Source organism: Sphingobium phenoxybenzoativorans, assembly GCF_018286635.1.
GTDB lineage: Bacteria > Pseudomonadota > Alphaproteobacteria > Sphingomonadales > Sphingomonadaceae > Sphingobium > Sphingobium phenoxybenzoativorans.
On sequence record NZ_CP073910.1, the window covers coordinates 950360 to 969825 of the forward strand.

Annotated in this window: 20 protein-coding genes; 10 read left to right on the plus strand and 10 right to left on the minus strand. The window is 60.3% G+C overall.

Translation table 11 applies throughout. The features are described 5' to 3' along the window. Positions 1-11: 11 nt before the first annotated feature. Both KFK14_RS04680 and KFK14_RS04685 read left to right on the plus strand, forming a co-directional pair. On the plus strand, positions 12-473 hold the full coding sequence (locus KFK14_RS04680; RefSeq protein WP_212610045.1) for a nuclear transport factor 2 family protein: 462 nt from the start codon (positions 12-14) through the stop codon (positions 471-473). Continuing rightward, the gene (locus KFK14_RS04685) at positions 470-1276 is read left to right on the plus strand and encodes an SDR family NAD(P)-dependent oxidoreductase (RefSeq protein ID WP_212610046.1); all 807 of its coding nucleotides are present in this window, start codon (positions 470-472) and stop codon (positions 1274-1276) included. Before KFK14_RS04680 ends, KFK14_RS04685 begins: the two co-directional genes overlap by 4 nt. A gap of 59 nt (positions 1277-1335) precedes the next feature. Here the strand turns inward: KFK14_RS04685 and KFK14_RS04690 are convergent, their stop codons facing one another. The 4 genes from KFK14_RS04690 to KFK14_RS04705 form a co-directional block, all read right to left on the minus strand. Beyond that, positions 1336-3441 (minus strand): PQQ-dependent dehydrogenase, methanol/ethanol family, encoded by a 2106-nt coding sequence (locus tag KFK14_RS04690; protein WP_212610047.1) that lies wholly within the window; start codon positions 3439-3441, stop codon positions 1336-1338. A gap of 10 nt (positions 3442-3451) precedes the next feature. Beyond that, a complete protein-coding gene (locus tag KFK14_RS04695) occupies positions 3452-4762 on the minus strand; it encodes an MFS transporter (RefSeq protein WP_212610048.1) in 1311 nt (436 codons plus the stop codon). A gap of 10 nt (positions 4763-4772) precedes the next feature. Further along, positions 4773-5507 (minus strand): SDR family NAD(P)-dependent oxidoreductase, encoded by a 735-nt coding sequence (locus KFK14_RS04700; protein WP_212610049.1) that lies wholly within the window; start codon positions 5505-5507, stop codon positions 4773-4775. A 68-nt stretch (positions 5508-5575) separates the two neighbouring features. Then, positions 5576-7165, minus strand: a complete 1590-nt coding sequence (locus KFK14_RS04705; RefSeq protein ID WP_343227788.1) for an FAD-dependent oxidoreductase — start codon at positions 7163-7165, stop codon at positions 5576-5578. 57 nt (positions 7166-7222) lie between these two features. On the opposite strand from KFK14_RS04705, the gene KFK14_RS04710 reads away from it, so the two are divergent. After that, positions 7223-7939, plus strand: coding sequence for a GntR family transcriptional regulator (locus KFK14_RS04710; protein ID WP_212610051.1), 717 nt, complete (start codon positions 7223-7225; stop codon positions 7937-7939). A 51-nt stretch (positions 7940-7990) separates the two neighbouring features. Beyond that, positions 7991-8839: a MaoC/PaaZ C-terminal domain-containing protein gene (locus KFK14_RS04715; RefSeq protein WP_212610052.1), complete on the plus strand. Its 849-nt coding sequence runs from the start codon at positions 7991-7993 to the stop codon at positions 8837-8839. A 42-nt stretch (positions 8840-8881) separates the two neighbouring features. Here the strand turns inward: KFK14_RS04715 and KFK14_RS04720 are convergent, their stop codons facing one another. From KFK14_RS04720 to KFK14_RS04735, 4 genes are read right to left on the minus strand one after another with little or no spacing between them, the layout of a single operon-like run. After that, positions 8882-9400: a nuclear transport factor 2 family protein gene (locus tag KFK14_RS04720; RefSeq protein WP_212610053.1), complete on the minus strand. Its 519-nt coding sequence runs from the start codon at positions 9398-9400 to the stop codon at positions 8882-8884. Continuing rightward, positions 9397-9924, minus strand: coding sequence for a nuclear transport factor 2 family protein (locus KFK14_RS04725; protein ID WP_070153681.1), 528 nt, complete (start codon positions 9922-9924; stop codon positions 9397-9399). Before KFK14_RS04725 ends, KFK14_RS04720 begins: the two co-directional genes overlap by 4 nt. 14 nt (positions 9925-9938) lie before the next feature. Then, entirely contained in the window at positions 9939-10697 is a 759-nt protein-coding gene (locus KFK14_RS04730) for a glucose 1-dehydrogenase (RefSeq protein ID WP_212610054.1), read from the minus strand. 26 nt (positions 10698-10723) lie between these two features. Further along, positions 10724-11227 (minus strand): nuclear transport factor 2 family protein, encoded by a 504-nt coding sequence (locus tag KFK14_RS04735; protein ID WP_070153671.1) that lies wholly within the window; start codon positions 11225-11227, stop codon positions 10724-10726. Positions 11228-11341: 114 nt separating this feature from the next. Between KFK14_RS04735 and KFK14_RS04740 the strand changes: the two genes are divergently transcribed. The 4 genes from KFK14_RS04740 to KFK14_RS04755 are packed head-to-tail and all read left to right on the plus strand — an operon-like array spanning position 11342 to position 15063. Then, the gene (locus tag KFK14_RS04740) at positions 11342-12538 is read left to right on the plus strand and encodes an acetyl-CoA C-acetyltransferase (RefSeq protein WP_212610055.1); all 1197 of its coding nucleotides are present in this window, start codon (positions 11342-11344) and stop codon (positions 12536-12538) included. Then, positions 12538-13773: an acetyl-CoA hydrolase/transferase family protein gene (locus KFK14_RS04745; RefSeq protein ID WP_212610056.1), complete on the plus strand. Its 1236-nt coding sequence runs from the start codon at positions 12538-12540 to the stop codon at positions 13771-13773. Before KFK14_RS04740 ends, KFK14_RS04745 begins: the two co-directional genes overlap by 1 nt. A 28-nt stretch (positions 13774-13801) precedes the next feature. Beyond that, a complete protein-coding gene (locus KFK14_RS04750) occupies positions 13802-14122 on the plus strand; it encodes a 2Fe-2S iron-sulfur cluster-binding protein (RefSeq protein WP_212610057.1) in 321 nt (106 codons plus the stop codon). Between the two features lie 20 nt (positions 14123-14142). Then, entirely contained in the window at positions 14143-15063 is a 921-nt protein-coding gene (locus KFK14_RS04755; RefSeq protein WP_070153659.1) for an SDR family NAD(P)-dependent oxidoreductase, read from the plus strand. Positions 15064-15100: 37 nt separating this feature from the next. On the opposite strand, the gene KFK14_RS04760 is transcribed toward KFK14_RS04755, so the two are convergent. Beyond that, positions 15101-15832: a cysteine hydrolase family protein gene (locus KFK14_RS04760; RefSeq protein ID WP_212610058.1), complete on the minus strand. Its 732-nt coding sequence runs from the start codon at positions 15830-15832 to the stop codon at positions 15101-15103. 64 nt (positions 15833-15896) lie between these two features. Between KFK14_RS04760 and KFK14_RS04765 the strand changes: the two genes are divergently transcribed. Both KFK14_RS04765 and KFK14_RS04770 read left to right on the plus strand, forming a co-directional pair. After that, entirely contained in the window at positions 15897-17114 is a 1218-nt protein-coding gene (locus KFK14_RS04765; protein ID WP_212610059.1) for a cytochrome P450, read from the plus strand. An 8-nt stretch (positions 17115-17122) separates the two neighbouring features. After that, positions 17123-17791, plus strand: coding sequence for an SDR family NAD(P)-dependent oxidoreductase (locus KFK14_RS04770; protein WP_212610060.1), 669 nt, complete (start codon positions 17123-17125; stop codon positions 17789-17791). A gap of 6 nt (positions 17792-17797) precedes the next feature. On the opposite strand, the gene KFK14_RS04775 is transcribed toward KFK14_RS04770, so the two are convergent. Next, the gene (locus KFK14_RS04775; RefSeq protein WP_212610061.1) at positions 17798-19366 is read right to left on the minus strand and encodes an AMP-binding protein; all 1569 of its coding nucleotides are present in this window, start codon (positions 19364-19366) and stop codon (positions 17798-17800) included. Positions 19367-19466 lie beyond the last annotated feature (100 nt).

Sequence of the window (19466 nt, forward strand, 5' to 3'; positions counted from 1 at the left end):
GGAGAGAAATTGTGGCGCATGACATCCAGTATCTGTCGGACTATGTCGATATCCGGCAGCTCAACGCCCTGTATAACCGCTATGCGGACATTGGCGACGGTCAGGCTTATTCCAGCCTCTACACCGTGGACGCCGAATTCAATATCGTCGGCAACCGCATTTATCGGGGGCGGGCGGAGATCGCGTCTGCGGCCGCCGCGACGAGTGTCACGGTGCATGTGACGACCGAGACGGAACTCGATATTCAGGGTGATACCGCATTTCAGAAAGTGCGTTTCATCTCCTGCTACCGCGCGCCGGACAAGGCGAAGAATGATTTCGTCGCGACCGGCTGGTACATCGACGAACTGCGCCGCACCGATGAGGGCTGGCGCTATCATCGCCGCCGGGTGGAGCTGGACCTCGACACCAATGAGGTGTTCCGCAAGATGACCATCAGCGACCAGTTCAACGCGCTGGCCGAGGCTCAGTGACAGGCGGCTTTGACCGCCTCTCGCTGACCGGCAAGGTCGCCGTCATTACAGGGGGCGGCAACGGCATCGGTGCTGAATCCGCCGTACTGATGGCGGCGCGCGGGGCCGATGTCATTGTCGCCGACATCAACCTTCCCGCGGCCCAGGCCGTGGAGAAACGGATTAGGGACAACGGCGGCAGCGCGCTGGCCCTGTCCGTAGACGTGGGCAAGTCCGGCGAATTGCAGGCCCTGATGGACAAGGCCGCCGATCATTTTGGTGGCCTGCACATCCTGTTCAACAACGCCTTCTTTCAGGTGCTTGGGTCGGTCGAGCAACTGGCGGAGGAGGATTGGGACAGGACGCAGAACGTCACGCTTAAATCCGTCTATCTCGGCTCGAAATATGCGATCCCGCATATCCGCGCATCCGGCGGCGGCGCGATCGTCAACACGGCGTCCATGCATGCGATAACGGGCTTCCGGGGTTTCGCCGCCTATCAGGCCGCAAAGGGCGGCGTATGCGCCCTGACCCGGCAGATGGCGATGGATTATGGGCGGGAGAATATCCGGGTGAACGCGGTGCTGCCCGGCCCGACGATCACCGCCGCGTTCGCGCAGGTTCCGCAATCCTATGTCGACATCTGCGCCCGGCGCATGCCGATATTGCGTGTCGGACAGCCGGACGAAACGGCCGAAGCCGTGGCTTTCCTGGCGTCTGACGCTGCGTCCCTGATTACCGGCATATCCATGCCCGTTGACGGTGGCGCAACCATCGTGGGGGAACCGGACTGGCTGGACGACCGGCCGGACGTCCTTCCCTGAAATGGCCTTTGCGACGGACCAGCCAGCACATCCTGCCGGTTGGTCCGTTCGCTAAAGCCTTATTTCTTCGGCAATTCCTGACCGATCGTGCGCAGATATTGCCGCACCGCCTCGCGATCCGCATCGGACATGTCCTCGAAACGCGGCATGCCCTGCGGCACCAGCGCGCCGTCTCGCAGGATTGCGTCGAAAGCCTCCTTCTGGGCGGGAACCGAGGATGCGCGCAGATCCGGCGCCGTGCCGGAAGCCAGGCCCCGGCCGCCATGGCAGATGCCGCAGGCGGCGTGATACATGATGTTCCCGCGTAGCGCGACGGCGGCATTCGGCACGAAATCCGGGTCGCTCGGCGCGATGGGAGGCGTTGGCGGCGGCGTGGCGGGCAGCTTCTCCTTGCCCCCGATAGCGAAGGTAAGGACCCGGCGCGGCGTCATCCGATAATCGATGTTGAAGGACTTCGTGCCCTCGCCGAAATACCCCCCGCCAGCGCCGCCGCTGCCCGTGATCACCGTGACATATTGCTTGCCATTGACGGAATAGGTGATGGGCGGGGCGACAACCGGACTTTCGGTATTGAATGCCCAGAGCAACGTGCCCTTCGCAGCGTCATAAGCCGCGAAACGATTGTCGATCCGCCCCTGAAACACCAGATCGCCTGCCGTCGCCATAGTCCCGCCGGGCCAGTCGCCGGGCAATGCCACCGTCCAGCGCGCTTTTTGCGTTACCGGGTCCCATGCTTTCAGGAAGGCTTTCTTGCCCTCTTTCAGCTTGGGCTGGAAATCGCCCGTGATACCCATGCCCGCGCTGATATTCTCCGGCTGGGTAGAGCGCTTCTCTTTCGTCAGATCGACGCCCTGGTCGCCGATGATCATGCCGCGTTCCAGGACTGGCAGATAGACAAGGCCAGTCTTGGGGCTGTAGCTTTGGGGCAGCCAGCTATGGCCGCCGGTGATGCTTGGCCACATTTCGAACAGCTTGCCATATTCATGATAGCGCGCGCCGGGATTCTCCACCGGACGACCTGATTTCAGGTCGATGCGCGACGCCCAGGTGACCTTGGTATAGGGTTCTGCAGAGATCAGTTTCCCGGTGGTCCGGTCCAGAACATAGAAGAAGCCGTTGGTGGGCGCCTGCATCAGCACTTTGCGCGGCTTCCCATCGATGGACAGCGTGGCCATCGTGATGTCCTGCGTGGTCTTGTAATCCCACTGTTCGCCGGGATTGATCTGATAGTGCCAGATATATTTGCCGGTCGCCGCGTCCACCGCGACGATTGAGGCAAGGAACAGATTGTCGCCGCCACCCGGACTGCGCAGCGCATGATTATAGGGATAGCCGTTGCCCGATCCGATATAGAAGCGCTTCAGCTCCGGGTCGTAGATCATGGAATTCCATGCGGTGCCGCCGCCGCCTTCCTTCCACCATTCGCCCTTCCAGGTGCGGGCCGCGATCTGGGTGGTTTCGTCATGGTCCACCGCCGGATTGCCGGGCACCAGGAAGAACCGCCAAAGCTGTTTGCCCGTCTTGGCGTCATAGCAGGTGACATAACCCCGCGCGCCGCCGCCGTCCGCGCCGCCATGGCCGATGATAACGCGGCCGTCGAATGCGCGCGGCGCGCCCGTGATGAAACGGTTGTCGGCGGGGTCGGTCGTCATCGCTGTCCACATGACCGCACCGGTCTTGCCATTGAGCGCTATCAGGCGGCCGTCATGGGTCGGCAGATAGACCATGCCGCCCCAATAGGCGATCCCGCGGCTGCCATAACCCTGGCGCAGTTTCTTGCCCGACTTTTCCGCGGCCTTGCTGTCATATTCCCACAGCAGCTTGCCGGTCGTAGCCTCAAAGGCGCGGAGGTAGCTGTGGCCGGTCGCGGTGTAGACAATGCCGTCAGCCTCTATAGGCTGAGACAGGCTGTGCGCGGCGGGCAGGTCGAATGACCAGGCCAGACCGAGTTTGTCCACGGTGCCGGTGTTGATCTGTTCCAGTGGGCTGTAATGCTGTTCGCCTGCCGTCCGGCCATAGGAAGGCCAGTCATTCGGCGAAAGGCCAATGCCGCCATCACCGGCGGGGTCGATTGCAGGGCTGCCGCTGCATCCGCCCAGAGCCGCAATGGCCATCGCCATCGCCGCCACGCCGGGCAGGAACCGCCCCAACCGATCTGCTTTCATCAGCATATCCTCAATCCTCGATAAGGCCGTGGTCGCGCGTCTCCGGCAGGAGCAGCGCCACGATGAGACCCGCCAGCATCACGGCGGCCAGATAGTAAAAGAACATGTCCTCACGCCCGACGCGCTTGAACCATAAAGCGAGAAACTCGCCCGTTCCGCCGAACATTGCGTTGGCCAGCGCATAGGGAAGGCCGACCCCCAGTGCGCGGATATGGGCCGGGTAGAGTTCGGCCTTCACGACCGCGCCAATCGCGGTGTAGCCGGAGAAAAGCAGCAACGGCACAAGGATGAGCGCGAATGCTTCCGCCGGATGGCGCGCCGTGCTCAGCGCCTGCATCACGGGGACAGTGCACAGGGCCGTCGCGCCGAACGACATGATGAGCGAACGCCGCCTGCCTATGATGTCGGACAGCAGGCCGAACAGGGGTTGTGCAAGCAGGAATATCACCAGCGCGACGGCCATGATGGCGGTCGCCTGCGGCGCAGTGAACCCGGATGTGTTCACCAGGAATTTCTGCATATAGCCGATAAAGACATAGAAGCCGGTGCTGCCTGCGGCCGTCAGTGCGAATACCAGGATGGTAGCCTTGCGATGTTCAGTCAGGAGATGGCGCGCGGCGCGATTTTGCACCTTGTCCGGCTCTGCCGCGCGGAATGAATGGCTTTCGTCCAGGCCCCGCCGGATCCAGAATACGACGACCGCCAGCGCTGCTCCCAGCAGGAAGGCAAGCCGCCATCCCCAACTGGCCAGCGCTTCCGGGCTGAGCAGCGACTGGAGCAGCATCAGCAGGCACAGCGCGGACAATTGCCCAAGCACCAAAGTCACGCATTGGAAGCTCGACCAGAAGCCGCGCCTGCCGCTACCGGCCATCTCGCTGATATAGGTGGCGCTTGCGCCATATTCCCCGCCCACGCTCAGGCCCTGCAACAGACGTGCGGTAAGCAGGATGGCGGGGGCGAACGCGCCAATTACAGCATGTCCCGGCGTCAGCGCGATCAGGCAGGATCCGGTGCACATCAATCCCACCGACAGGCTGAGCGCGGCCCGCCGTCCACGCCTGTCAGCATAGAGGCCGAACAGCCATGCGCCGAGCGGCCGCACTACGAAACCCAGAGCAAGCACCGCTGCGGACTGAAGAAGCTGAACCGTCAGGTCGCCCTTCGGAAAGAATATCGGCGCGTAATAAATCGCGAAGGAAACGAAGATGAACCAGTCGAACCATTCGACGAAATTGCCCGCCGCCCCGCCAATAATAGCCTTGAGCCGGCGGCGTGACGACAAAGGCGCATGGGCGCTCTGCAGGATAGCCTCGGCCGTCATCGCGGCTGTTTCACGCGTTCAGCCCGCCGTCCACAACCATGTCGGCGCCCGTCATATAGCTTGAGGCGTCGCTGGCGAGGAACAGTGCGACCTTGGCGATTTCCTCTGCCGTCGCAAAGCGCTTCATGGGAACCGCGGCGCGCGCCGCATCGATGAGCGTGCCTGCGTCGTCGCGCATGAGCATCGGGGTTTCCACACCGCCGGGAAGGATCGTGTTGATCCTGATCTTCCGTCCAACCAGATCGTGCGATGCATAACGGGTCAGGCCGCGCAAAGCCCATTTGCTGACGCCATAGCCCAGATAGGTGGGATATCCGCGCAGCGCCGCCGTCGACGCCACATTGACGATGGCGCCGCTTCCGGCTTTTTCCATGAAGGGCGTTACGGCCTGTATTCCGTAGAGCGCCCCGAACACATGGATGTTCATGTAACGCTGCAACTGCGCCGTGCTGATCGCATCGACCGGCTCATAACCGGTAATGCCCGCATTGTTGATCAGGATGTCGATTCCGCCGAAATGGGTCGCACTTTGCTGCGCAACATTTTGCCATGCTGCCTCATCAGCGACGTCGAGGGGTAGAAACAGCGCGCCGTCGCCAAGTTCGTCCGCAAGCGCGCGGCCGTCCTCCGTCACATCGGTCAACACCACCTTTGCGCCCTCGGCATGGAACAGCCGCGCCTCCGCAGCGCCCTGACCCCGCGCCGCACCTGTGATGATCGCGACTTTCCCTTCCAGAACCGGCATATGTCTCTCCCTCCGCCGTTGCGCGGATGCCTGTTATTTCATCTCACCGAACGCGTCCCCCGCCGGCGTCAGGCCGCAATCGACGGTGTAGTCTTGCCCTTCGCTCCAAGCGTCTCGCATATCTTGCGGCCCGCCTGACGCCCGAACACCAGCCCGCGCAGCACGGACGTCGCCCCGACATACAGATTATAATAGAGGCCGACCGTCTCTCCCGACGCGTAAAGACCAGGGATGGGTTCACCATCGCGGTTTACGACCTGCGCATCCTTGGTGATCTTTACGCCGCCGCACGTGAAGGTGTTCGCGCACATGATGGGATAGGCGTAGAGATCGCTCTCGTCGATCGGGCGCGCCCAGTTCGATTTGGGCAGGGCCAGACCCTGCGTATGGAGATCGTCCAGCCGCGTCGTGTCATAGTCGCCTTCAACCGTAGCAGCATTATAGTTGCGCACGGTTTCGATAAGGACGCGCTCCGGCACGCCGATCTTGCTGGCCATCTCTGCGATGGAGGAGGCGCGGATCGGTTCCTGATCCGTCTTGATGCGGGTGCGGATATTGGGGATGTCGAACATGCGGGAGTCGAACAGCAGATGCGCGATGCCCAGCTTCTGCCGCATGATCGTCCACGACACATCGTCATAGATCAATTCATAGCGGTTCGACCCTTCGTCCATGAACCGCTTGCCATGCACATTGACGAGGATGCCATAATTCACGACCGCGATCAGCGCCTCATGCTTGGGCGACCGCGGATCGACCGGCTCACCGTGGAACATGTCATATTGTCCGGCCGGAGCGGCGCCGACGGCCAGCATCATCTCAATGCCTTCGCCCTTGTTGAACACGCCGCCAGGGGAGACAGGGCGGGTCAGATGCGCGTTATGCCCGACATAACGGGTCATCATTTCCAGATTGCCCTGATAGCCGCCGGACGCGATCACGACATTGGGCGTTTCGATCGCGAAATTGCCCTTTTCTTTCGACCAGCAGCGCACGCCCCGGATATTCCCGGCGTCATCCAGCAACAGCGACCGCCCGGTCGTCTGATACATGATTTCGACACCCAGTTTTTCAGCGGACGTCGCCAGCGCTTCCACAATGGCCAGGCCGCCGCCGCTCGGCCCCATACGTTCGGGGCCTTTCTGCAGCAGCATCGGGCTGTGGAACGTGAACTTGACGCCATGCTCCTTCAGCCACGCCATCGTGCCCGGCGCATTTTCGGCGAGGGAGCCGACGATTTCAGGATCGTTGAAAGGATAGGCGCGGACATTCTGCGGCCAGTTCTCATAATCGTTCGAAACTTCCTTCAGAAATTCCGGCCCGATCGCGCCATGGCCGCGTTCAAGGAACAGGTCGATCAGATCGTCCGCAACCTCGTCCTCGGTTTTCATGCGCATCCAGGCTTCGGTGTAGCGCGAATTGCCGCCCCGTTCGTCATAGGGCGCACGCTCCAGCAGCGCTACCTTCGCTCCGCCTTCCGCCGCCGTCACTGCGGCAGACAAACCTGCGACTCCGCAACCGATTACAACTACGTCCCAAGCCATTTCGACTTCACTCCTGATACTCGCCGTCACTGCGGCCTTATCGCGGCGCATTCTTCTTTGGATGCAATTGCCGGCGACCACTGCTAAGGTTGATACCGAAAACCAAGGTTGCATGCAAACTTGGTTTTGAGAAAAATTCGTGATGCTTTGTAAGAAATGGGGACGACAGGAATGGTAACGGTTACCGAGCAGGTGATCTCAGAGATTCGTGAGCGGATTCTGGATGGGAAATATGGTCCCGGCGCGCACCTGCACGAGGCGACCCTGGCTTCCGATCTTGGCGTATCGAGGACACCGATTCGCGATGCGCTGCGCGTTCTCGCGAATGAGGACCTGCTCGTTTACTACCCCAATCGCGGCTATATCGTGCGGAGCGTCGAGCTTAGCGATGTGCTGGACGCTTATGATGTGCGCGGCACTTTGGAAGGGCTGGCCTGCCGCGTCATTGCCGAACGAGGCATGGATGATGCCGGTAAAGCGGCGTTTTTGGAGATTATCGAGCAGGGTGAGGAAATCTTCCGCTCACCTGAATGGGGTCCTGCGCAGCAGGCCGCGTGGCGGGCACTGAACTCCCAGTTCCACTATGCTTTGCTGGAGGCGTCGCATAACAGACATCTGGATCCGATCATGCGGCAGATCCGCTTTTTTCCCCGCATTTTCGACAGCCGCCTGAACCCGGATTCGGATTTCTTCCAGAAGGTGCACACCCGCGAACAGCGCCTCCGGTCGCACCACGACCATGTGCATATCGTGGAGGCGATGATGCGCGGCGAGGGGGCGAGGGCGGAGGCCCTGATGCGCGAGCATGTATACGCCAACCGCGAATTGCTCCGCGGTGCTTTCGAGGCTGTATCCAATCAGGCGGAAGAAGAAGATCAGGCCGCCTGATGCATTGAATTGCATGCAATGAGGGCATAAACGAGGCGTCAGGAGATGCCCGTGATTCCCTATGAAGCATTGTTGAAAGTCCGATCCCCCGATCGCGAATTTGCCTGGAGCGATCGTGACGCGATGCTCTACGCCCTTGGCATAGGCATGGGAGGCGATCCGTTGGACGCGGACGAATTGGCCTTCGTCTATGAGAAGGATCTGAAGGTCGTTCCGTCCTTCGCGACGGTTGCGGCCTGGGGCTCCAACCCGCCGCTGGCGGCGACCGGTGTCGATTATAGCCGGGTCGTCCATGCGGAGCAGGCAATCCGGCTGCACAGGCCGCTACCAGCGTCTGCGCGCGTGAAGGCGGATGGAGGCATCATCGCCGCCATCGACAAGGGCGACAAGGGCGCCATACTGATGGCCGAAACCATGTTGCGGGATGCCGAGACTGGTGAGCCTTATGTCACGCTTTCGGTTGGATGGTTCGCGCGCGCTGACGGGCATTTTGGAGGCCCGGCAACGGGAGGCGCTGCGCCTCACATCGTGCCGGACCGGCCGCCCGACAAATCCGTGGACTATGTGACGCGCGCCGATCAGGCGCTGCTCTATCGTCTGGCGGGGGATCGTAATCCCCTGCATGCCGATCCAGAGGCTGCGCGCCGGGCGGGGTTCGAGCGGCCCATATTACACGGGCTTTGCACCTTCGGCATCTGCTGCAGAGCTGTCCTGCAGCATTATGCGGCATTCGAGCCGGAACGGATGGTGAGCCACAAGCTGCGTTTCTCCGCACCTGTCTATCCGGGGGATGTTGTGACCGTCGATCTGTGGCGCGACGGCGACCTCGTGTCGTTCCAGGCGCGGGTCAAAGCGCGGAATGCAACCGTCATCCAGAATGGATGTGCGGAGGTTCGCTAAAACGGTTGAGGGTGGCTAGGCCGATATATTGATGCGGTCGCGTCAATTTTCCCATGCTGCGTCGGGATGGGCCGGGCCATCCTGCATCGGTTCAGGCGTCCGGTCCGTTTGGACGCGCCAGCGATGGATAAGCCATATATTTTCGCGCTTTACCAATGTGCCCGTGTAGGTTCCCGTTGCTTCGATATGCGGATGGGGACCATCCGGGCTAGTGCGGACAAGCGTCATCGTCACGCCGACATCGGCGTCGCTGATATCTTGGCGAGCGACATAGGGGTTTGAAAAGAGGAAAAGCCGCCGTTCGCCGCTGGCAGGGTTGGCCTTGCGGTCCCGGTAGAGCTGGAAAATATGCTTTTCCCCAGCCAGCAGCGTGGCTTTGTCGACCGGGTAGGTTCCGTCCGGCAAATGGATTTCGAAGATCGCGTCATCCGCGAACAGGCTTCCCCATCCGTCCAGATCGCCGTCATTGGCATAGGCGGAGTAAATGCCCAGCAGATTGAGGATGGCGAGCCGGTCCGGCAGTTGCGCCGATGATGGCACTTCTGCCGGATGGGCATTCATACGAGATGGCCTGAGCGCTGGAGCGAAATGTCAAAGGCCGTCGTGTCGCCTTCGCTGGCGAAGGTACCCATGCGGACCTTGTGGAACAGCCACCCGCCATCGGGCTGGCGCGTGAGCCACCCTTCCCATGGCATCTGCTTGTTGCAGTGGATATTGACGCCAGGCGTGCGGTTTCCGCCGATATTCCTGCGGTCGCCGCTATCCTCCTCTTGGATATAATGACAGGCGTAGAGCTTGGTCTCCACATGCGCCGTATCGCCATCGACTGTGATCAGATGGTTGGTGCTGATGTGAACGGTCACGTCGAAGCCGGGCAGGAACTTCTTCGGCCCCAGCTTGGTGACATATTCCTCCGGCATCATCTCGCGGTCTATGCCGAGCTGATTGGCCTGCATATGAAAAGGCCGGGAAAGTACGGACATGACGAGGTCAAAGTCGCGCGTGTCCAGACCCTTCATGTAACGATAAACCTGATCGGAGATCATCGCGCGGTCGATCAGGGTCTGCGTATCGATAGTGCCCATGGTGCGATCCTTGCTTATTTGACGCTGTAGCCGCCATCGACTGGCATGATGAGGCCGGTGGTGAAGGAAGCGCCCGGCGAGCAGAGCCACGCCGCTGCGTCCGCGATTTCTTCCGGCAGGCCGATGCGCTCCATGGCGTTTGCCTTGTAATATTGGGAGGCGACTTCTGGCTCTATCTGGTCGAGGAATGTGGTCATTCCTGTTTTGACCAGGCCAGGACAGATCACGTTGACGCGCACATTCTGCGATCCGAAATCGACAGCCGCCGTTTTTGTGAGCCCGATCACGCCATGCTTGGCCGCCACATAGGCCGATGCCATCGGCACCGCCCTGAGCCCCGCGCCCGACGCCACATTAACCACGGACCCACCGCCGGAACGGAGCATCGCCGCAATTTCATATTTCATTGAAAGATAGATGCCGCGCAGGTTGATCGCGATCAGGCGGTCCCAATAGTCAGACGCAATGTCGACGATCGTACCGGCTTCATATTGGTATACGCCCGCACTGTTCACCGCGAAATCGAGCCGCCCATAATGGTCGAGCGTTGCGTCAACCCAGCCTTTGACGTCGGCTTCTTGCGACACATCCCCGGCGACGAATTGCACTTCATGTCCTGCGTCGCGCAAAGCCGCCGCTTTCGCTTCGCCAACATCGGCGCGCGTCCCGGTGATCACGACCCGTGCGCCCGCCTGCGCAAAGCGTATGGCGGTTGCCTCGCCGATGCCTGAACTGCCACCAGTGACCAGCGCCACCTTGCCCGAAAAACTCATATCCTGTCCCTTTTCCTATATTCTGTTCAGCGGCCCACGCGGCGATCGTCGCCGGCCTGCCACATGTCGGCCGTTGCGCCGCCATAGACGATGCCCATCGGGCCGTCGGAGATATCGATGCGATAGATGCGCCGGCTGATCCGCCATCCGTCCGGCGTCCGTTTCCAGAAATCGTTGTAATTGCCCCATTGCAGGAGGGTCTTGCCTTCATATTCGCCAGCGCCCGCATGTACGCCCACGAAATAGGCTTCGCTTTCGGCTTCATCGCCATTTACGTCGATGCGCATATTGGCCAAGCGGTGCTGCGTCGCGCTGCAGTTTGGCGTGTCCACCAGATGCGCCTCGATCCGGTGGGTTATGTTCTTCAGGCCCTGCTCAGTGGTGCCCTTGCCATAATCCCAGAATATGTCGTCCGCGAATACCTCGCCCATGCGGTTCATGGCGTGTGTATCGACGATGCGGCACCAAAGCCCCACCTTGTCCTCTATTTCCTTATGGTCCATGAAAAGCGTCAACGCGTCGGTCGCCATATCTCTCTCCGTGCCAAACTTTTATTGCATGCAATATTGGCATGAGTCTATAGTGCAGTCCAGAGCTCAATGCCATCCTGGCGTTGATTACATGCAATGATGCGCGGGAGTGGTATGAGACGGGCGGCTATCGTTGGGGCGGTTCGAACGCCGGTCGGGAAATTTCTGGGTACCCTGTCTCCGCTTCCGGCTGAGCGGCTGGCTGCGCACATCATTCGTTCGACGGTTGCCCGCACGGGGGTCGATCCAGAGCGGATCGATGACGTCGTTTTCGCGCAGAGCTACGCCAATAGCGAGGCGCCCTGTATTGGCCGTTGGGCGGCGCTTGCGGCGGACCTGCCGATCACCGTGCCGGGCTCCCAGGTGGATCGCCGGTGTGGCGGCGGCCTCCAGGCGATCGTGAATGCTGCGATGATGGTGCAGACGGGCGCAGCCGATGTGGTGCTTGCGGGCGGCGTCGAAAGCATGAGCAATATCGAATATTATACCACGTCCATGCGCGGCGGGGCGCGGGCTGGCACGGTTCAACTATATGATAGGCTGGATCGTGGGCGGGAGCGTTCGCAGCCCGTTGAACGCTTCGGTGTCATATCGGGAATGATCGAGACCGCCGAAAATCTGGCGACGGATTATGCGATCAGCCGGGAGGCGGCCGATGCGTTTGCGGCGGAGAGCCAGCGCAGGGCGGCGGCGGCGTGGGCCAGCGGATATTTTGACGCAGAGGTCGTGCCTGTTCCCGTTCCGCAAAAAAAGGGCGATCCGGCGCTGTTCGCTCGCGATGAAGGCGTGAGGGTGGAGACAACCGCAGAAACGCTGGCGGCGCTGCGCCCGCTGATCAAAGGCGGCACGGTAACGGCTGGCAATAGTAGCCAGCAAAATGACGCCGCCGCCGCATGCCTGATAGTCGCGGAGGACAAGCTTGCCGAGCTGGGGCTGGAGCCGATGGCCTATCTGGCCGGATGGGCGGCCGCCGGTTGCGATCCCGCACGGATGGGGATTGGGCCGGTTCCTGCGGTGGAGCGCCTGTTCGCGCGCACTGGCAAGAGTTGGGACGATATCGACCTGATCGAAATAAACGAGGCGTTTGCGACGCAGGTCCTGGCCGTCATGAAGGGGTGGGATTTTGACGATCATTCCCGGATCAACGTCAATGGTTCCGGCATCTCTCTTGGCCATCCCATCGGTGCAACTGGTGTCCGCATAATGACGACGCTCCTGCATGAGCTGGATCGCAGGGGTGGGCGCTATGGTCTGGAAACCATGTGCATCGGCGGCGGCCAGGGTATCGCGGCCCTGTTCGAAAGGCCCTGATGCGCGCTTTGCTCGACATGTTCCGGCCGGGTGAAACCATCTATCTTCCGGGAGCAACGGGAGAGGTGGTTGCGTTGGCCGAAGCATTGTCGGCTGACCCCGAACGCTTGCGCGGCGTTCACCTGTTGAGTTGCCTGCTGCCCGGCATGAACCGTTTCGATTATTCGGCGATGGCTTCTGACGCCAGGGTCACGACATTTTTGATGCAGCCGCTTTTGCGCGCATCTTATGAAGCCGGTCGCATCTCGATAATGCCGTTATCATATAGCGGGATTGCACGGTACTTTCGGAATGCAGCGCCTCTGGACCTGGCCGTGGCCCATGTCTCGACACCGGATGCGCAAGGCTTCGCATCCTTTGGCATTGCGGCAGATTTCTCGCCGATCGCCTGGATGCGGGCGCGTCGCCGGGTAGCTATCGTCAACTCGCGCATGCCGTCTATCCGGCGGGGGCCGCGCATCCAAATGGGCGAAGCCGATCTGATCGTCGATTGCGAAAGCCCCTTGGTCGAGGTTGGGTCAGCGCCGCCATCAGGCGAGCTTCAGACGATCGCGCAACTGGCGGCTCCGCTTGTCCCGGATGGGGCGGCGGTGCAGATCGGCATTGGCGGTGCGCCAGGCGCCTTGTGGTCCGCCCTGACGAACCACCGCAATCTGCGGCTGCGTTCCGGCATGGCGGCCGAGGGGGTCCGATTGCTTGCGGAAAAAGGGGCGCTTGCGGACGGGCGGGATCATTGCGCGGGCATCGCCGCCGGAACAACCGCGCTTTACGACTATCTGGCCGAAACGAACCTCATCGAATTTGCCGATACGCTGACCACGCATGACGGGTCCAGGCTTGCGGGATTGCCAAGCTTCACAGCGATTAATTCCGCGCTGGAGATTGATCTTTTTGGTCAGGTCAATCTTGAGTGGCAGGGCGGACGGATGTTCAGTGGCGTTGGCGGTGCGCCTGACTTTGTGCGGGCGGCCCTTGCCTCTCCCGGCGGACAGGCGATGATATTGATGCCGAGCACAGCGCGGGGGGGAACCATATCTCGCATCGTACCCCGGCTTGACGGCCCGACAATTTCCCTTGGCCGCGCCGACGCGGATGTCGTGGTGACGGAGCATGGCGTTGCCAGGTTGCGGGGGTGCTCGATGGCGGAACGCGCGGAAGCGCTCATCGCTATCGCCGACGAAAGGTTTAGAGAGGAGTTGCGCTCCGACTGGCAAAGACTCAGCGCGACATTGTGACGGAACAAGACATGACTGGAGTTGGGTGATGGTTGAGGTGACATTCGTTTCGCATCGCGGCGAAAGCCGCACCGTGAACGGGAATGAGGGTGAGAGCGTGATGCAGGTCGCGCTTAACAATGGCGTCCCCGGTATATTGGCGGACTGTGGCGGTGGTTTGGCCTGCGCGACATGCCATGTGCACATCGCGCCGGACTGGATGGACAGGGTCGGTACGCCCAATTCCGAAGAAGAAATGATGCTGGAAATGGCGGTGGATCCTGATGAGAATAGCCGGCTGTCCTGTCAGATAAAGCTGTCGGCCGATATCGATGGGCTGGTGGTCAATCTGCCCGCGTCGCAATTGTGATTGAATGAGGCGGTAGGCAGATGTCTGGAACGGAATTGCTCACGGGCAAGGTTGTCGCGGTTACGGGGGCTGGCCGAGGGATTGGCCGTGCGCTCGCCCTGGCATGCGCAGCAGAGGGCGCCTCGATCGTCGTCAATGACTTTGGCGGATCGCTTAGCGGTGACGGAGCGGATAGCGGCCCCGCCGCCGAAGTCGTGGCCGAAATTATCGCGGCAGGGGGAAAGGCCGTCGCCAACCTGGCGAGCGTCTCGGATCCGGAAGGTGCTGCCTCCATAGTGAACGATGCCGTGAAGGCATTTGGGCGCGTGGACGCCATCGTCAACAACGCCGGGATTTCCAGGGATGGCATGTTCCACAAGATGAGCGCGACGGACTGGCAATCGGTCGTCGATGTTCATCTTGGCGGCAGCTTTCATTTGTCGCGCGCGGCTGCGCCCTATTTCAAGGATCAGGGCGGCGGCGCATTCGTCCACATGACGTCGACTTCCGGCCTGATCGGCAATGTGGGTCAGTCCAACTATTCCGCAGCCAAGATGGGGATTGTCGGCCTGTCCAATTCTATCGCACTCGATATGCGCCGGTTTGGCGTGCGCTCAAATTGTGTTGCGCCTTTCGCCTGGAGCCGCATGACGGAGAGCATTCCCGCGGAGACCGAAGCGCAAAAGCAGCGAGTAGAACGATTGAAGACGATGACGCCGGACAAGGTTGCTCCGCTTGTCGCTTATCTCTGTTCGGATGCCGCCGCCGATGTCTCAGGGCAGATTTTCTGCGTGCGCAAGCATGAGATTTTCCTGTTCAGTCCTCCGCGACCCGTTCGTTCGCTTCACCGCGAGCAGGGCTGGACGCCGGCAACTATTGCAGAGGAGTTCATGCCCGCCATGCGGCCCAGCCTGTTTCCGCTACAGGTGTCCAGCGATGTATTCACATGGGACCCCGTTTAGGCGGCTGCGTCTATTTTGGACTGAGAGCCGATTAGCGTTAACTGACGCCGGTTTGATTTCTTATATAGGGCATAATGGCTCCCGTGCTGCAGACCGTGCCCAGGATAGGCAAGGTCTGCTCAATGGAATGTGCGTGGGTTTCGGGAGTCGCGCCGGCCGTGCAATCCTCCGCGATAACCACTGAGAAGCCGCGATTAACGGCCTCTATGCTTGCGCCGATCAGGGCGATGTTGGTGGAAACGCCGGTGAGGATCAGCGTCTCGACGTTCAAGGCGCGGAGCGCGGTTTCAAGGCCGCTGTCATGGAAAGCGGTGATGCCGTGCGCGCGGTCGGAAATGATGTCGCTGGGATCTACTTCTATGCCGGGATGAATGCCCGATGCTGGATGATCGCGATGGAGGAACGGGCTTTTGCGCATGATGGAATGGATTGGCGAGTTGGCAGTCGCTGTTTTTCCGCCTAGTAGAAGCCGGACGATGCAATGCACCACTGGAATGTCCGCATTGCGGCATCGATGCGCAAGTGCGGATATCTTTGTGGGGAGCGCGCGGGCTTGCGCTGCATTCGCCAAATCCTTGAACATGGCGACTTTTGGATCGATCACCGCTGTCTGGCATTCCGATATCAATAATGCGCAGCGCTCTCCACGATCCAGACCCCGGAGACGTTTCGGCTCGGTTAAATTCATGCCCTCTCCATAAATGTACGCAATATAGGGAATTAATGGCTGGTTATGGCCGGATTTTGCACTGTTCTTGATTGATTGCATGTAATCTTGCTGATAGCATGTCGTCAACATAAGCTGAAATGCGATATGAGATGAGGAGGCCGGAATGACCACGCACGCGAAGCTAACCGTGCCAAGCTCACCGCCGCCCCATGTTGCCGCCGGGCTGGTGCGTGATTTCGACGTATTCGATATGAATGCGATCGACGGAGACATCCACAAGACGTGGCACCAGTTTCATGATGGCCCCGATATTTTCTACACGCCGCGCAATGGCGGCCATTGGGTGTTCACCCGTGCCGAGGATATTCAGGAAGCGTATCGGAACTATGATCTTTTCTCCAGTCAGATCGTCTCCATACCCTATGTCAATACCGGCTTCAGGTTTGCGCCTGCGGAATATGATCCACCCGAGCTTAGCGACTATCGCAATGCTCTAGCGCCAGCCTTCTCTCCAAAGGCTCTCAGAAATTACGAGCAGATCGTCAGTGATCTGTCCGCCAATCTGATTGAAGGCTTCATTGCGGACGGCGAATGCGAATTTCAGGAGGCTGTGGCCCAACGGCTCCCAATCGCCGTGTTCCTTGGCATGATGGGTTTCCCGATGGAGGATGCAGCGATGCTGCTGCCCTTGGTCGAGGACCAGACACGCAGTCCTGATCCTGCGCGGGTTCAATCCTCAATGGATGCGATGATCGCCTATCTGAGTGAAAAGCTGGACGACCGCCGCCGCACGCCGCGGGACGATCTGGCGACGAAGGTAATCGACAGCACGATACAGGGACGGCCTGCCACCGAGCAGGAAGTTTTCAGCATGTGCATTAATCTGATGTTCGCCGGGCTTGATACAGTCGTTGCCGAACTCGGCTTCTCAATGCGCTTTCTGGCGACCCATCCTGAGCATCAGCGGCAACTGGCTGATGACCCATCGCTGATCCCGGAAGCGGTGGAAGAATTGCTGCGCTATCATGGTGTCACCAATCTCGCCAGGATGGTCCGCAACGATATGCAGTTTAAGGGCATCGAGATGCGCGCGGGTGACCCTGTCCTGCTTTCGACGACCTTGTTCGGACTTGACGACAGGCAGTTTCCCGATCCCATGACGATTGATTTTCATCGCGAGAACAAGGCGCACATGATTTTCGGAAGCGGGCCACATCGTTGCCTGGGATCGCACCTCGCGCGTCTGGAGCTTCGGACATTCCTGGAGCATTGGTTCGCCCGCATTCCCGAATTTCAGATCAAGGCGGGGGAAAAGGTCATCGCTGAATCGGGGAAGAATAACGCCATGCTGTATCTCCCGCTGAGCTGGCGCAGGAATTAGGCCGCGCTATGAGAATATTGGTTGCTGGCGGTCTGGGCGCGTTGGGAAAAGCCGTTGCGGCGGAACTCGCTGCGCGGGACATGCAGGTTGCGATTGTCGATATGGCGTCCGCGGAGGCCGGAGCGGCATCTGTCGTCCTGGGGGGCGTGGATCTTGCCGACGAGGCTTCGGTCACAAAGGCATATTCTGAGGTCACCGCAAGTCTCGGTGGACTGGATGCGGTCGTCAATGTTGCCGGTGGTTTCATATGGGAACCGGTCGAGGGCGGAAGCATTGATAGCTGGGACCGTATGTATCGTATGAATCTGCGCACCGCAGCGGTATCAGCGCGTGCGGCGATACCGCATCTGCTGGCAGGCGGCGGTGGGTCCATCGTAAATGTCGGAGCGGCGGCCGCCAACGCCGCCGCCATGGGGATGGCGCCCTATGCGGCTTCCAAGGCTGGCGTCAAAGCGCTTACCGAAAGCCTGGCTGATGAATTGCGGGGCCGTGGTATCCGTGTGAATGCGATATTGCCGACCATCATCGATACGCCAGCCAACCGGCGGGATATGCCCGATGCGGACAGGTCGGGCTGGGTGACGCCAGGTGGCGCTGCGCGCGCCATTGCCTTGCTTATTTCCGCCGATGCCGCATGCATTACTGGCGCGTCCATCGTGCTTTCGCTGCCGGGTTGAGGCGGTCTATCCCAGCCGGTCCCAGCTATCGGGCGTCACACCATCTTCGCGCAGCACATGTTTCTGAACCCTAAGGCTGGGCGTGCGCGGCAGTGTGTCCGTGAAGCGGATATAGCGCGGTAGCATGAAGCCCGGCAGGCGGGGTTTCAGAAATTCGATCAACGAAGCGGGAGTGATGTCATCGCTTCCGCCGCGCACAACAACCGCCATCACATCCTGTTCGCCATGTAAGGACGGGACGCCAATGACAGCGGCCTCGACGACTGACGGATGGGCCAATATTTCTACCTCCACCTCATAGGAGGAGATATTTTCTCCCCTTCGACGCAATGCGTCCTTCGTTCTGTCGACGAAGATATAGGCCCCGTCGGCCAAGCGGCGAAAAGTGTCGCCCGTATGGAACCAGCCGTTGCGCCAGGCTTCCGCCGTAGCCTCCGGGTTGCGCCAATATCCGCTGAATATGATCCACGGCTTTTGGGGGCGCAGGATAAGTTCGCCTACGTCCCCCTCGGCAACCGGCATATCATGTGCGTCGACCAGCAGGGCCTCGTAATCGTCCCGGAGATAACCGCAACTGCCCGCCGGCAGGGCGTGGTCATCAGAAGTTATCGGGATCGACAGTTCCGACATGCCATAACCTGTGAAGATGCCTATGCCGAAGCGCCGCGCGAATGCGGGCGTATCCCTGACAAGCGGAAACATGGACACCCAGCGCAGAGGGTTGTCGCTGTCCTGGGCGGTCGGCGGCAGATTTTCGAGGAAGGATGCTGCTGCCCCAATCATTGTGCAGCCGGTGATGTTCCGATCCCGCACGGTTGCCCAAAAACGATCGGTCTTGAAGCTGGGCATCACGACCACCGCTCCGCCGGTGATCATTGCGCCGACCGCCGGAAGCAGTCCACCAACATGGAATAGCGGAAGATTGAGCAGATAACGGTCGTCGGGGCCAAAGCGCGACCCATAGTGCGTGGACGCAATCGCATGCATTTGGGCATAGGGTACTGTCACGCCCTTGGACGGACCCGTGGTGCCGGAAGTGAACATAATGAATTGTGGGTCCCATGGCTCCACAATCGGCAATGCGACTGGCGGAAAACGCATATGGTCAGAGTCGGGCAAGGCGACTGCGCGGCAATCTGACGAGATATGCCGGCCGTCCCCCGTGACGATGATGTTTTCCAAGATCCTTGAATCGATGCCCTCCAGTCGATCCATCAATGTGGAATCGATCGCAGCTATTCTGGCTCCTGTCAGATTAATGACATGTTCCAGAATATTGCCCCGATACGCCAGATTTGGGGCCGCCACGATTGCGCCGAGCAGATTTGCTCCCATCCATAGCCTGAGAAAATCGGGGCCGTTGGGCACCCATAGTAGAAGCACCTCGCCACGGCCAAGGCCATATGACGCCAGCATCGCCGCGGTCTCCTGCGCAAGCGACCAGCAGCGCGCATATGTCCAACTCTCACCATCCTCGAACTCCGCATAAATCCGTTGCGGTGTTTCGTTCGCGCGCTGTTGAAGCAGGCGGGGCAGAACGCTCTCATTTCCAGCTTCGGTCCAATGCTCAATCATTCCCCGCCCTTTGACAACATTGCATGTAAATATGAGATTTTATGAAGTCGGCACGCTTGCTGAATCCAGCCTTATGTTCAACAAGTAAAGCTGACAAAAA